Annotated in this window: 10 protein-coding genes and 2 tRNA genes; 7 read left to right on the top strand and 5 right to left on the bottom strand. The window is 68.5% G+C overall.

Features of this window, described 5'->3' with window-relative positions; genetic code table 11:
* Positions 1-6: 6 nt before the first annotated feature.
* The gene (locus O4G76_RS02370) at positions 7-1548 is read left to right on the top strand and encodes a tripartite tricarboxylate transporter permease (RefSeq protein ID WP_269395804.1); all 1542 of its coding nucleotides are present in this window, start codon (positions 7-9) and stop codon (positions 1546-1548) included.
* An 87-nt stretch (positions 1549-1635) separates the two neighbouring features.
* Here O4G76_RS02370 and O4G76_RS02375 read toward each other — a convergent pair whose 3' ends face one another.
* The gene (locus tag O4G76_RS02375) at positions 1636-4548 is read right to left on the bottom strand and encodes a PAS domain-containing protein (RefSeq protein WP_269395805.1); all 2913 of its coding nucleotides are present in this window, start codon (positions 4546-4548) and stop codon (positions 1636-1638) included.
* Between the two features lie 226 nt (positions 4549-4774).
* Here O4G76_RS02375 and O4G76_RS02380 point away from each other — a divergent pair, with 226 nt between their 5' ends.
* From O4G76_RS02380 to O4G76_RS02400, 5 genes are all read left to right on the top strand, one after another.
* Positions 4775-5911: a TRAP transporter substrate-binding protein gene (locus O4G76_RS02380; RefSeq protein WP_269395806.1), complete on the top strand. Its 1137-nt coding sequence runs from the start codon at positions 4775-4777 to the stop codon at positions 5909-5911.
* 62 nt (positions 5912-5973) lie between these two features.
* Positions 5974-6561, top strand: a complete 588-nt coding sequence (locus tag O4G76_RS02385; RefSeq protein ID WP_269395807.1) for a TRAP transporter small permease subunit — start codon at positions 5974-5976, stop codon at positions 6559-6561.
* 40 nt (positions 6562-6601) lie between these two features.
* Complete coding sequence (locus O4G76_RS02390) at positions 6602-8023, top strand: TRAP transporter large permease subunit (RefSeq protein WP_269395808.1); 1422 nt, start codon at positions 6602-6604, stop codon at positions 8021-8023.
* Between the two features lie 16 nt (positions 8024-8039).
* The gene (locus O4G76_RS02395; RefSeq protein ID WP_269395809.1) at positions 8040-9395 is read left to right on the top strand and encodes an amidase; all 1356 of its coding nucleotides are present in this window, start codon (positions 8040-8042) and stop codon (positions 9393-9395) included.
* The gene (locus O4G76_RS02400) at positions 9389-9547 is read left to right on the top strand and encodes a hypothetical protein (RefSeq protein ID WP_269395810.1); all 159 of its coding nucleotides are present in this window, start codon (positions 9389-9391) and stop codon (positions 9545-9547) included. Before O4G76_RS02395 ends, O4G76_RS02400 begins: the two co-directional genes overlap by 7 nt.
* Before the next feature lie 81 nt (positions 9548-9628).
* Here the strand turns inward: O4G76_RS02400 and gndA are convergent, their stop codons facing one another.
* From gndA to recJ, 4 genes are all read right to left on the bottom strand, one after another.
* Entirely contained in the window at positions 9629-11047 is a 1419-nt protein-coding gene (gndA, locus tag O4G76_RS02405; RefSeq protein ID WP_269395811.1) for an NADP-dependent phosphogluconate dehydrogenase, read from the bottom strand.
* A 134-nt stretch (positions 11048-11181) separates the two neighbouring features.
* Positions 11182-11256, bottom strand: a tRNA-Glu gene (locus O4G76_RS02410).
* Positions 11257-11307: 51 nt separating this feature from the next.
* Positions 11308-11382: transfer RNA gene (locus O4G76_RS02415), tRNA-Glu, on the bottom strand.
* A 99-nt stretch (positions 11383-11481) separates the two neighbouring features.
* Positions 11482-13227, bottom strand: a complete 1746-nt coding sequence (gene recJ / locus O4G76_RS02420) for a single-stranded-DNA-specific exonuclease RecJ (RefSeq protein ID WP_269395812.1) — start codon at positions 13225-13227, stop codon at positions 11482-11484.
* Positions 13228-13526: 299 nt separating this feature from the next.
* On the opposite strand from recJ, the gene O4G76_RS02425 reads away from it, so the two are divergent.
* A partial coding sequence (locus tag O4G76_RS02425) for a transposase (protein ID WP_269395813.1) occupies positions 13527-13966 on the top strand: 440 nt, incomplete at its 3' end.

The raw sequence follows: 13966 nt of genomic DNA on the forward strand, positions 1-13966 counted from the left end.
GCGATCATGGAACTGCTCGCATCACTCGGCGACGGCTTCGCCGTCGCTCTCACCTGGCAGAACCTCGGCCTGGCGCTGATGGGCTGCTTTCTGGGCACCATCATGGGGGCGCTGCCGGGTCTCGGTCCGTCGAACGGGGTGGCGATCCTGATCCCGCTGGCCTTCACGCTGGGCCTCGGCGCGACGCCGTCGCTGATCCTGCTCACCTCGGTCTATTACGGCGCGATGTATGGCGGGCGGATCTCGTCGATCCTGCTCAACATTCCCGGCGACGAACCGGCGATGATGACCTGCCTCGACGGTTACCCGATGGCCCGAAACGGCCGGGCCGGCGAGGCGCTGGCGCTGTCGGGCGTCGCCTCCTTCGTCGGTGCCTTCTTCGCGACCTGGGGCCTCGTCATGCTGGCGCCGCAGCTCGTCAAGGTGGCGCTGCTGTTCGGACCGGCCGAGTATTTCGCGCTCTTCGCGCTGGCGTTCATGACGCTGGGCGGCGTGTCCTCGACCAACCAGGCGAAATCGGCCTTCGCCGCGGCGCTGGGCCTCGGTCTCGCCATGGTCGGCGTCGACACCCAGACCGGCGTGCCGCGCTTCACCTTCGGCGAGGTGCATCTCTATGACGGCATCGACTTTCTCGTCGCCATCGTCGGGCTGTTCGCGCTGTCGGAGGTGTTCATCTTCCTCGAGCATCGCGGCACCGACAAGGATGCCAGCACGGCGCCGAAGCTGAACATCGGCCGGATCACCCCGTCCTGGAAAGTGCTGAAATCCTGCACGCCGACGATGCTGCGCACCACGGTTCTGGGCTTCATCGCGGGCGTGCTGCCCGGCGCCGGGGCCTCGCTGGGCTCGTTCATCTCCTACTCGATGGAAAAGAAGCTGGTGGACCGCGAGGGCACCTTCGGCACCGGCGATCCGCGCGGCGTCGCGGCGCCCGAGGCGGGCAACAACGCCGCCGCGGGCGGCGCGCTGGTGCCGATGCTGGCGCTGGGCGTGCCCGGCTCGGGCACCACGGCGGTGCTGCTGGCGGTGCTGCTGTCGCTCAACATCACCCCCGGACCGCTGCTGTTCACCCAGAACCCGGACGTGGTCTGGGGCCTGATCGCGGCGCTGTTCATCGGCAACGTCATGCTGCTGGCGATGAACATCCCGATGGTGGGGCTGTTCGTGCGGGTGCTGATGGTGCCGCCGCGCATCCTGATGCCGATCGTCGCCATGGTCTCCTTCGTCGGAATCTACGGCATCTCCGGCTCCAGCTTCGACCTGATGGTGATGATCGCCTTCGGCGTCGCGGGCTGGGTGCTCAGGAAGCTCGATGTGCCGCTGGTGCCGGTGATCCTCGGCACGCTTCTGGGCAATGCCATGGAAGTGAACATGCGCCGCGCCGTGACCATCGCCGATGGCGACTACTCGGTGCTGTTCGGCTCTTGGCTGACGCTGGCGCTCTGGGCCGTGGCGATCATCGGCTTCGTGCTGCCGATCTTCGTGGGCGGCGTGGTCAAGGCACGGATGCGCGGCGCGGCCCAGCGCGAGGCCGCGATCACCGACTAAGGCAAACGGGCGGGACGGGGGCGAAAGACCCCCGCCCGGAGCGGGGGAGAGGCACGGGCCGCGCGGGAATGCGCGGCCCGTGCGCGTTCAGGCGAGACCCACCGCCCGCAACAGCGCCTCCTGCCCGAAGGGCTTGGTCAGCACCCGCGCCTGCGGCAGGTTCTCTGCGCCGGGCACCGTGTCGCGGCCGGTGGCGAAGATCACCGACAGATCCGGTTGGCGCGCCACCGCGTCGCGCGCGACCTCGAGGCCGGAGCGGTCCGGCAGGCCCACATCGATCAGGAGCCGGTCCGCCGGTGCCGCCTCCAGAAGCGCCAGCGCCTGCGCGCCCGTCGCGGCCTCGCGTACCTCGGCGCCCGCGGCCATCAGCATCTCCACCAGATCCAGCCGGATGAAGGTGTCATCCTCGCAGACCACGACCCGCAGGCCGCCGATGCCCTCGGACGGCGCAGGCAGGGTCGGGGCCGGCGCCGCAGAGACAGCCGGGGCAGGCGCGGGCGTCTGCGGCGCCTTGCTTGGGGCGGCGCTCTCCGATCCGGCCGGTCGGTCGAGCAGTTCGCGCAGCCGCCGTGCCAGGGTCTCGCGGCGATAGGGTTTGGGCAGCAGCTGGATGCCTTCGTCGAGACGGCCGTCATGCACGATCGCATCGCGCGAATAGCCCGAGGCGAACAGCACCGGCAGCCCCGGCCGCAGCGCCTGCGCCCGCTCGGCCATCTCGCGGCTGGTGAGCCGCCCCGGCATCACCACGTCGGTGAGCAGCAGGTCGAAGCCGCGATCGGATTCGATCACGCCGAGACCTGCATCGGCATCCTCGGCCGTGATCACCGCGTAGCCCAGATCCTCCAGCATCTCGGCCGCAACCTGCCGTACGTCGAAATCATCCTCGACCAGCAGCACCGTCTCGCGACCACCGAGCACCGGCCCGGCGCTGCGCTGCGGCGCCGGGGCCGCGGTCCTGAGCGAACGGGGCAGGTAGACCCGTACCGTGGTTCCGCGGCCCGGCGCGCTGTCGATCGTCACATGGCCGCCAGACTGCTTCACGAAGCCATAGACCATCGCCATGCCGAGCCCGGTGCCCTTGCCCTCGGGCTTTGTGGTGAAGAAGGGCTCGAAGATCTTCTCGATCACTTCGGGCTCCATGCCGCTGCCGTCATCCCTGACCGAGAGCCGCACGTATTCGCCCGGCACCACGTCGGTCATCGCCCGTGCGGTCCCGGCATCGATCTCGGTGTTGCTCAATTCGATCGTGAGCCGGCCCTGGCCCTGCATCGCGTCGCGCGCGTTCACGACGAGGTTCAGGAGCGCGTTCTCGAGATTGGCGGCGTCGACCAGCGTGTTCCACAGCCCCGGCGCCAACCGGGTTTCGATCCGCACGCCCTCGCCCACGGCCGAGCGCAGGATCGGGGTCAGCTCGTCCAGCATCCGCCCCAGGTCGACGGCGCGCGGCTCGAGCGGCTGGCGCCGGCCGAAGGCCAGCAGCTGGGTCGCGAGCGTGGCGCCGCGCTCGACCGCGCCCATCGCCTGGCCGATCCGCCGCGCCGCCGGCGCATCGGGGCCGAGCTCGCGCTGGGCCAGCTGCAGGCTGCCGGTGATCGCCTGCAGCAGGTTGTTGAAATCATGCGCGACGCCGCCCGCGAGGTTGCCGATCGCCTCCATCTTCTGGCTCTGGCGCAGCGTCGCGTTGACCTCTTCGAGCGCCCGGTTGCGGTTCTCGACCCGTTCCTCGAGCGTTGCGTTCAGCTCGGCCAGTGTCGCCTCGGTCGCCTTGCGGTCCTCGATGTCGGTGTTGGTGCCGATCCATTGCGCGATCCGCCCTTCGGGGTCGCGCACCGGCACCGCGCGCACCAGGAACCAGCGCCAGCTGCCATCCGCCCGCCGCAGGCGGAATTCGGTCTCGTAAGTCTCGCCACGCGCGATCGAACTCTCCCAGATCGGAACCACCTGCGCGCGGTCGTCGGGATGCACGATCCGGCCCCAATCCTCGCCCAGCAGCTGGCCGTCGCTGGTGCCGGCATAGGCATGGATCGGGTCGCTGACCCAGTCGAGCATCCCGTCCGGCCGGGCGGTCCAGACATGGGCCGGCATGTTCTGCGCCAAGGTGCGGAATCGCTCCTCGGCATTGCGCAGCTCGGTCACCGCGCGATGCTGGGCGGTGACGTCGTGGCCCTGTATGAGGATACCGATGGTGCGGCCGTTGGGGCCGAAGAGCGGCTGGTAGACGAAGTCGACGAAGACTTCCTTGCGCCGGCCCTCCTCGTCCTCGAGATAGGCCTGCACGTCACGCATGGTGAGCGGTTCGCCGCTGTGCCAGACCTGATCGAGCAGCTCCATGAAGCCCTGCTCCACCACCTCCGGCAGTGCCTCGCGGACAGGCCGTCCGATCAGATGCCGGTCGACGCCGACGATCTGCATGTAGGCGCGGTTGGCCAGCCGGAAGATATGATCGGGCTCGCTGACGATGGCGATGAAGCTCGGCGCCTGGTCGAACACCGTCTCGAAGAACCGCGCCGCCATGCCGAGCTCGAGGTTCTGCTGCGCCACGCTCTCGGCCCGGAGCAGCATTTCGCCCTCCTTGCCGCGCTCCGCGAGTTGCTCCTGGTCGGGCTCTCCGCGATGCGCCCGCATGTACAGGTCGGTCACGTCATGGGTGTTCTGCAGCAGATACTGCACCCGGCCGTCACCGCCCGGGATCGGCGTATGGGTGGCGCTCCAGTAACGGTGCTCGACCTCGCCGTCGGCATCGGCGATCGGGTAGGGGATCAGCGGCAGGTGATCGGTCCGGCCATTGCGGAATACCCGTTCAAAGGAGGCGTGCAGCATCGCCTCGGCTTCGCCTTGGGCGGGAAACACTTCGGGTACGCTGCGGCCCAGCAGCTGTTCGGGGCTGCGCCCGGTGACCTCGCAATAGGCCCGGTTCACCCAGACATAGCGCAGGTCGCGATCGATCAGCATGTAGGCCGTCGCGGCCGATTCGAAGACCGTGCTGATGTCGAGCGTCATCGGGAAATTCCTGCGATTGCCAGCCCGCCAGATATATCGGCATCGCGCCCGCGAACAAGGTGGAGGGCGGGCCGCAATGCAAATCGGAGCACGAGGACGGGCCGAACTAGACGCGGCGCCGATCTGGTCAAGAATAATTACCAGTTGCGTTTACGTGGCCGAACCTCAATGATCGGGGTGGCCGCGCGGGGGAGCGCCGGCCCAATTGGATATCTGGGAGGAGTTCATGACAGTTACCCCGAAGAAGACCGCGCAGGTGTCGCGGCGTTCGTTCCTGCGCAAGGGCGCGCTCGGCGCGGGCGTCACCGCGGCCGGCGGTCTCGCCGCACCGGCCGTGCTCGCCCAGAGCCCGATCGTCGTGAAGCTGCAGACCTCCTGGCCGGCCTCGGACATCTGGCAGGAAATGGCGCAGGCCTATGCCGACCGCGTCGAGGCGATGTCGGGCGGCAGGCTCAAGGTCGACGTGCTGCCCGCAGGCGCCGTGGTCGCGGCGTTCCAGGTGATGGACGCGGTGAGCGACGGGCTGATCGACATGGCCCACTCGGTGCCGGTCTACTGGTACGGCAAGAACAAGGCCGCCTCGCTGTTCGGCACCGGCCCCGTCTTCGGCGGTTCGGCCGATACCATGCTGGGCTGGTTCTACGCCGGCGGCGGCAAGGAGTTCTACGCCGAGCTGATGGATACGATGGGCCTCGACGTCGAGGGCATGCTCGGCTTCCCGATGCCGGCGCAGCCCTTCGGCTGGTTCAAGAACGAGGTCGCCAGCGTCGACGACATCAAGGGCCTGAAGTACCGCACCGTGGGACTCGCGGCCGATCTGATGCAGTCGATGGGCATGTCGGTGGCGCAGCTGCCGGGCGGCGAGATCGTGCCCGCCATGGAGCGCGGCGTGATCGACGCCTTCGAGTTCAACAACCCGACCTCCGACAGCCGCTTCGGCGCGCAGGACGTGGCCAAGAACTACTATCTCTCGTCCTACCACCAGGCCTCCGAGAGCTTCGAGTTCCTGTTCTCCAAGAGCTTCATGGAAGGGCTCGACCCCGACCTGCAGGCGATCATGCGCCACGCGGTCGAAGCCGCCTCGACCGCGAACTCGGCGACCGCGCTGGACCAGTACTCGCGCGACCTGCAGAAGCTCTCCGAGAGCGGCGTCACCGTGCACCGCACGCCGCAGGCGATCCTCTCGGCCCAGCTCGACGCCTGGGACGCGCTGATCCCCGAGCTCGAGCAGGACGAGTTCATGAAGCGCGTGCTCGACAGCCAGCGCGAATGGGTCGAACGCGTGACCTACTACACGCTGATGAACTCGCCGGACTACACGCTCGCCTACGAGCACTACTACCCCGGCAAGCTGGCGCTCTGAGCCAAGCCTGACCGCCCGGCGGCGCGACCGCGTCGCCGGGCCCGCAACCATACGGGACGCGAATGCTCGGATACATCAAATTCGCCGACGCCCTCTCCGCCGCCTTCGGCAAGGTCTTCGGCTGGCTCATCGTGCTGATGACCTTCGGGGTCAGCTACGAGGTCTTCGTGCGCTACGTGCTGGGTGCGCCCACGCCCTGGGCGCTCGACCTCTCCTTCATCATGTACGGCACGTTGTTCATGATCGGCGGCGCCTACACGCTGTCGCGCGGCGGTCATGTGCGCGGCGACTTCCTCTACCGGCTCTGGCCGGTCAGGGTGCAGGCCGCGGTCGATGGCCTGCTCTACATCATATTCTTCTTTCCTGGCGTCTTCGCGCTGATCTTCGCGGGCTGGAAATACGCCTCGCGCTCCTGGCAATACGGCGAGGTGTCGGTCAACAGCCCGGCGGGCGTGCCGATCTACCAGTTCAAGACGGTGATCGTCGCCGCCGGCATCCTGCTCGCGATCCAGGGGGTCGCACAGGTCTTCCGCTGCATCCTCGCGATGCGCGACGGCGTCTGGCTCGCCGCGGCGGAGGATGTCGAGGAGACCGAGCAGCTTCTGATGAAGCAGATGACCGCCCCCAGCGATCACCCGGACATGAAATGACGCGCGGCTTCCGCGTTAACCCGATACGGAGCGCACGCACGTGACCGAACCGCAAATCGCCCTGATGATGCTGGGCGTCTTCATCTGCCTCGTCTTCCTGGGCTTTCCCATCGCCTTCACGCTGATGGCGCTCGGCATCGGCTTCGGCTACTACGCCTATTTCGATGCCGGCCGCATGTGGCGCAACTTCGACCGGCTCGATCCCGAGATCGCCAGCTGGTGGGAAAGCACCTCGACCTGGATCGAGGGGTTTCTGAACAACCGCGTCTTCGACCTGTTCATCAACCAGACCTACACGGTGATGTCGAACGAGGTGCTGACCGCGGTGCCCCTGTTCCTGTTCATGGGCTACATCGTCGAGCGCGCGAACATCGTCGACCGGCTGTTCACCACGCTCAACATCGCCTCCAAGAACGTGCCCGGTTCGATGGGCGTCGCGGCGCTGATCACCTGCGCGCTCTTCGCCACCGCCACCGGCATCGTCGGCGCCGTGGTGACGCTGATGGGCCTCCTGGCGCTGCCCGCCATGCTCAAGGCGCGCTACGAGCCCTCCTTCGCCGCGGGCATCATCTGCGCCGGCGGCACGCTGGGCATCCTGATCCCGCCCTCGATCATGCTGATCGTCTATGCGGCGGCCTCGGGCGTCTCGATCGTCCGGCTCTATGCGGGCGCGCTGCTGCCGGGTCTCGTGCTCGTCGGCCTCTACCTCACCTATGTGGTCGGCCGCTCGATCCTCCAGCCCTCGGTCGCGCCGCGCCCGACGAAGGACGAGGTGCCCGACGTGCCGCTGGGCAAGCTGCTGTGGATGCTCTTCACCTCCTTCTTTCCGCTGGCGGTGCTGATCCTGTCGGTGCTGGGTTCGATCCTGTTCGGCCTCGCCACCCCCACGGAGGCCGCCGCGATCGGCGCGCTGGGCGGCATGGTGCTGGCGGTGATCTACCGCGCCATGACCTTCCAGCGGCTGCGCGAAAGCGTCTATCTCACGGTGCGGACCACGGCGATGGTGTGCTGGCTCTTCGTCGGCTCCTACATCTTCTCCTCGGTCTTCTCCTATCTGGGCGGCGAGCATCTGATCTCGGAGTTCGTCTCGGGCCTCGACCTGACCCCGGTGCAGTTCCTGATCCTGGCGCAGCTGATCATCTTTCTTCTGGGCTGGCCGCTGGAATGGTCGGAGATCATCATCATCTTCGTGCCGATCTTCCTGCCGCTTCTGGAGATCTTCGGAGTCGATCCGCTGTTCTTCGGCATCCTCGTGGCGCTGAACCTGCAGACCTCGTTCCTGACCCCGCCGATGGCGATGTCGGCCTACTACCTCAAGGGCATCGCGCCCCCGGAGGTGCGGCTGACGCAGATCTTCAAGGGGATCATGCCGTTCCTCGCCATGGTCGTGGTCTCGATGGTGCTGGTCTACATCTTCCCGAACCTGGTCTTCGGACTGCCGGAGCTGTTCTATGGGCGCTGAGATGAAAGCGAAGCCGATGCCCAAGGGTCACGTCGCGATGCTCGACCTGTCGGCGCGCGAACTGCGCGACCGGATGGCGAGCGGGGCGATGAACGCCACGGATCTGGTGCAGGCCTGCCTCGACCGCATCGCGGCGCTGGAACCGGAGGTCCAGGCCTGGGCCTGGCTCGACGGCGGCTACGCGATGCAACAGGCGCAGGCGCTCGACACGGCGCGCCGGGCGGGGCGGCCCACCGGCCCGCTGCACGGGCTGCCGGTGGCGCTCAAGGACGTGATCGATACCGCGAAGGTGCCGACGCAGAACGGCACGCCGCTCGACGAGGGCAGGGTGCCCCAGCGCGACGCGGCGCTGGTCGAACGGCTGCGCGCCGCCGGTGCCGTCATCATCGGCAAGACGGTGACGGCGGAGCTGGCGTTCCTGCATCCGGGCAAGACCCGCAACCCGCACGACGCCGCCCGCACCCCGGGCGGCTCCTCCTCCGGCTCGGCCGCCGCGGTGGCCGCCGGCATGGTGCCGCTCGCGGTCGGCACGCAGACGGGGGGCTCGGTGATCCGGCCCGCCTCGTTCTGCGGCACGGTGGGTTTCAAGCCGAGCTTCGGCGCGATCCCCCGCACAGGCGTGCTGAGCCAGTCGCCATCGCTCGACACGATCGGCGTCTTCGCACGCAACGTCGAGGACGCGGCGCTTCTGGCCGAGGCGCTTTACGGTCACGACGCGGGCGACCGGGCCACCAGTCTCGCGCCGCCGCCCCGGCTGCATTCCACCGCCATGACGGAACCGCCGGTGCGCCCGACCCTGGCCTTCCTGCGGCCGCCGGGCTGGGACCGGGCCGATGCCGACACGATCGCGGGATTCGGCGAACTGGTCGAGGCGCTGGGCGAGCAATGCTTCGAGACCGCGCTGCCGGGCGCGTTCGAGGAGGCCGCGACGATCCGCGAGCGGATCAACCTCGCCGAAATGGCCAAATCCTATTACGGCTATGAAAAGCGCGGCCGGGAGCGGCTCTCGGAGGAAATGCGGGAGGCGCTGGACCGGGGCAAGTCGATCCCCGCGCGCGACTACATCGCCGCGCTCGACTGGTCCGACGTGCTCTATGCCGGGCTCGAGGAGATCTTCGAGCGCTGCGACGCGATCCTGTGCCCCGCGGCCCTCGGCCCCGCGCCCGAGGGACATGCCAGCACCGGCGATTCCATCTTCAACGGGCTCTGGACGCTGTGCGGCACCCCCGCCGTCACGGTGCCGATCCTGCAATCAGAAACCGGCCTGCCGATGGGCGCACAGCTCGTCGGGCGGCGCGGCGACGACGCGCGGCTGCTGCGTACCGCGCGCTGGCTCGAAGGGCTGCTGGCCGAGGAGACCGACCCATGCTGAACCGCATCATGACCATCGTGGCGCTGGTCTTCTTTCTCGGGTTCCTGTGGATCCTGATCTCGCACATTCCGCGCCTCGATCTCGGCGGCGTGCTCGTCGTGACGGTGGCGCTGGTGCTATGGGACGTCTACACGAGCTCCCGCGAAAGCTGAGACCGGCCTAGGTGCTTGGAACGAACAAGGCCCCCGCGCGCTGCGCGGGGGCCTCTTTTGCATTGCAGGACCGGCAAGGGCTCAGACGCCGTGGCCGTGCCAGGGTCCGTGCTCGTCCTCGATGCCGTCGATGCGCTCGAAGCCATGCTCGCCGAAATAGTCGCGCTGCGCCTGGATCATGTTGGCGGTGCCGCGCGCGGTGCGCATCGTGTCGAAATAGCTCAGGCCGGAGGACAGCGCCGGCATCGGGTGGCCATAGCGCGCACCCAGCGCCACCAGCTCGCGCAGCGCCACGTGGCCCTCGCGCAGGTAGCGCGCGAAGACCGGCGCCAGCATCAGGTTGCGATCCTCGTCCTCGGCCAGCGCCGCGGCCATGTCGTCGAGCATCGCCGAGCGGATGATGCAGCCCTCGCGCCAGACCTTGGCGATCTCGGGCAGGGGCAGGGCCCAGCCGAACTGCTCGGAGGCGGCGGCGATCATGTCGAAGCCCTGCGCGTAGCAAAGCACCTTGCCGGCGATCAGCGCCCGCTCGAGCATCTCGTCGGAGACCGTGCTCTCGGGGATCTGCATCGGCGCGGCGCCGAACAGCTCCTCGCCCTCGCGGCGCGCGGCGACGCGGCTCGACAGGTTGCGCGCCACCACGGCGGCCTCGATCGCCGGGATCGGCGCGGCGAGATGCTGCGCCTCGATCGCGGTCCAGCGGCCGGTGCCCTTCTGGCCGGCCTTGTCGAGGATCAGGTCGATCATCGGTTCGCCGGTATGCTTGTCGGCGGCCTTGGTGACGATCGAGGAAATCTCGATCAGGTAGGATTGCAGCGCGCCCTCGTTGAAGCGGGCGAAGGCGTCGCCGATGGCATCCGCCTTCATGCCGAGACCGTCGCGCATTACGCCATAGACCTCGGCGATCATCTGCATGTCGGCGTATTCGATGCCGTTATGCACGGCCTTCACGAAGTGGCCCGCGCCCTCGCGGCCCATCCATGCGGCGCAGGGCTCGCCCTTGAACTTGGCCGAGATCGCCTCGAGGATCGGCGATACGCGATCCCACAGTTCCTTTTCGCCGCCGCCCATGATGGCGGGCCCGTGCCGCGCCCCGGCCTCGCCGCCCGAAACGCCGATGCCGAGGAAGGACACGTCGTCGAGCTCCCGCACGCGGCGGTTGGTGTCGTGGAAGTTGGCGTTGCCCGCATCGATGATCATGTCGTCGGCATCGAGCAGCGGCCTGAGCGCCGCGATCTGCTCGTCGACCGGCGCGCCGGCGGGCACCATCAGGATGATCGCGCGCGGCTTCTCGATCGCGGCGACGAGTTCCTCGTAGCTCTCGGTCGGGATCACCCGCTCCGCTAGGTCGCCCGCCTCGGCGTGAAAGGTGCGGGTGGCATCGCTGCGACGGTTCCACACCGCGATGGGAAAGCCCTTCTCGGCGATATTGAGCGCCAGCGCGCTGCCCATGGTGCCAAGGCCGATCAGGCCGATCTTCGCTTTGTCCTGCTGTGCCATGAGCGGCGCCTCCCTAGTGGTATACCGGGGGGAGACTTAGCGGCGCGGGCGGTCGGGAACAACCGAACTTGCGGCACGCATTCGCGAATTGGCGCGAGGGCAGGAAGCGGGAATGTCGGGGAAACAAGGCGTCGTGGCAGCCCGTAGGGGAATCGAACCCCTCTTTCCAGGTTGAAAACCTGGCGTCCTAACCGATAGACGAACGGGCCACTCTGACGACGGAACCGGTTTCCCGAACGGGACCTTGATCCGTGAACCGATGGCAGCCCGTAGGGGAATCGAACCCCTCTTTCCAGGTTGAAAACCTGGCGTCCTAACCGATAGACGAACGGGCCGCTCGTCGGTGAGGCGGTGTTTAGGGAAACAGCCTCGGGGTCGCAAGGGGAAAATCGCGCTGGCGCGAAATTGCCGTGGGGGCAGATTCCTCCCGTTTCTCAGCCCGCAGGCGCGGCGTCGTCGAGCCTGAGCTGCACCGAGCGGCGGCCCTTCCAGATGTTGAGATCAAGCTTGCCCGCGAGGTGGAACCGGGCGCCGCCATGGCGCGCGAAGGCGGCGCCCATCGGCCCGTCCATCGCGCCGAAGGCGATGCCGTCGAGCCGCCCGCCGATGCCGTCGCCGAAGGAGATCTTCAGGTGGCCCTGACCGACCTCGCGCACGTGGTGCAGCATCACGTCCGGAAAGGCGAAGCGCGGCGCCGGGGCGGCGGCGCCGAACGGGCCCGCCGCCTCGATCCGTTCGACCAGTTCCAGCGAGGCCGCGCCGGGCATCAGCACCGAATCGAGCCGCAGGTCGCGTGGTCCCCCGGCACCGGCACCCTGCTTTTCCAGGAGTTCGGAGAGGCGCGCCATCGCCGCGTCGATCATCCCCTCCTCGACGGTGAGGCCGGCCGCCATCTTGTGGCCGCCGCCACGGATCAGAAGCCCCTCGGCCGCGACGCGGTGGATCGCGGCACCCAGATCGATGCCCGGCACCGAGCGGGCCGAGCCCTTGCCGATGCCGTCCTCGATGCCGATCACCACCGCGGGGCGGTTCGTCGCCTCCTTCATCCGCGCCGCCGCGATGCCGACCACGCCCGGATGCCATCCCGCCCCGGCGGCCCAGGCGAGGGGGCCGTCGACGCCGCGCGCCTCGGCCTGCTCCAGCGCGGCGTCGCGCACCCGTGCCTCGATCTCGCGGCGCTCGCGGTTGAGATGGTCGAGCTTCTCGGCCAGCGCCGCCGCCTCGTGCGGATCGTCGGTCGCCAGAAGCCGTGCGCCGAGATCGGACTTGCCAATGCGCCCACCCGCGTTGACGCGCGGCCCCAGCAGGTAACCCAGATGATAGGCGGTGGGCGGCACGTCGAGACCCGCCACATCGGCCAGCGCCACCAGCCCAGCGCGTTGCCTGCGCGCCATGACCTGCAGCCCGGTGCGCACGAGAGCCCGGTTGACGCCGATCAGCGGTGCCACGTCGGCCACGGTGGCGAGCGCCACCAGATCGAGCATCGCCATCAGGTCCGGCCCGGGCTTGCTCGCCTCGCGCAGCCGCCGGTTCAGTTCGACCAGCAGCAGGAACACCACCGCGGCGGCGCAGAGATGCGCCAGATCGCCGCTCTCGTCCTGCCGGTTGGGGTTCACCACCGCGACAGCGTCGGGAAGCGTCTCTCCGCCCAAATGGTGGTCGAGCACGACCACGTCGGCGCCTTTGGCGGCGGCGATGGGCTCATGGGACAGCGTGCCGCAATCGACGCAGATGATCAGGTCGTGGTCGCGCGCCAGCTTCTCCATCGCCGGCGCGTTGGGGCCATAGCCCTCCTCGATCCGGTCGGGCACGTAGAGCGTCGCCTGCAGCCCCATCCGGCGCAGCCAGACCAGCAGCAGCGCCGCCGACGAGCCGCCATCGACGTCGTAATCGGCGAAGATCGCGATGCGCTCGCGGCGCTGCACCGCCTGCATCACCCGCTCCGCCGCCGCGCCCATGTCGCGCAGGCTCAGCGGGTCGGGCAGGAGATCGCGCAGCGTGGGCGCGAGAAAGCCTGCCATGGTCTCGGCCGAAACGCCGCGCCCCACCAGCGCATGGCACAGCGGCAACGGCAGATCGCAGCCTTGGGCCATGGCTTGGGCGAGGCGATCGGCCTCGGCGGCGGGCCCCACCCAGCGGCGGCCGGTGAGCGAGGCAGAGACGTTGAGAAAATCTGGCATGGGGCCGGTGTCGCGCGAAAGCGGCGCCGATGGCAAGCCCGGACGCGACGCCGCGCGGTCACCACGCCGCGACCGTTCGGCGGCAATGCGGGAGCGTAGAGGGGGGCGCGACCGCCGCCGCGCCCCCCCCCCCTGTCTGTTGCGAATGGAGTAAAGTGGCGGTGCGGAAGGGAGCCCGTCCCCCCCCAGGGTAGAGAGCCCGTGTGGGAGCAAGGGTCCCTTCCGCGTCGCGATTAACCTGAACAGTTGCTTGGGACGGCTGACTCCGATCCCGCATGACATGGACAGGAGCTTTTACCATGCCACAGACCGTCATCGGCTGCGACCTTGCCCGCGGCTGGATCGATACGCATGCCCTGCCGACCAAGGTGGCCGTGAGGGTCAATAACAATCCGGACAGCATTGCTCGCTGGGCCGCGTCCTTGCCTACAAACTCTCTGGTCGTCTTCGAGGCCACCAGTGGCTGCGATACTTTTCTGATCACGGCACTCTGCGACCGGGGCCTTCGCTTCGCACGGGTCAATCCGCGGCAAGCCCGGGAGTTCGCCCGCGCGACAGGCGTGTTGGCTAAAACAGACCGGGTCGATGCGCGCATACTGGCTGATATGGGTCGCCTCTTGCCTCTTGAGGTTACCGCGCCGCCTCATCCGGACCGGGCGCGCCTTTCTGATTTCCTTCGTCGCCGCAGGCAGTTGGTCGAAATGCGGAAAGCCGAAAAGGTGCGTCGCCACAGCGCCGG

The sequence above is a fragment of the Limimaricola sp. G21655-S1 genome, assembly GCF_027213785.1.
Classification (GTDB): Bacteria; Pseudomonadota; Alphaproteobacteria; order Rhodobacterales; family Rhodobacteraceae; genus Limimaricola.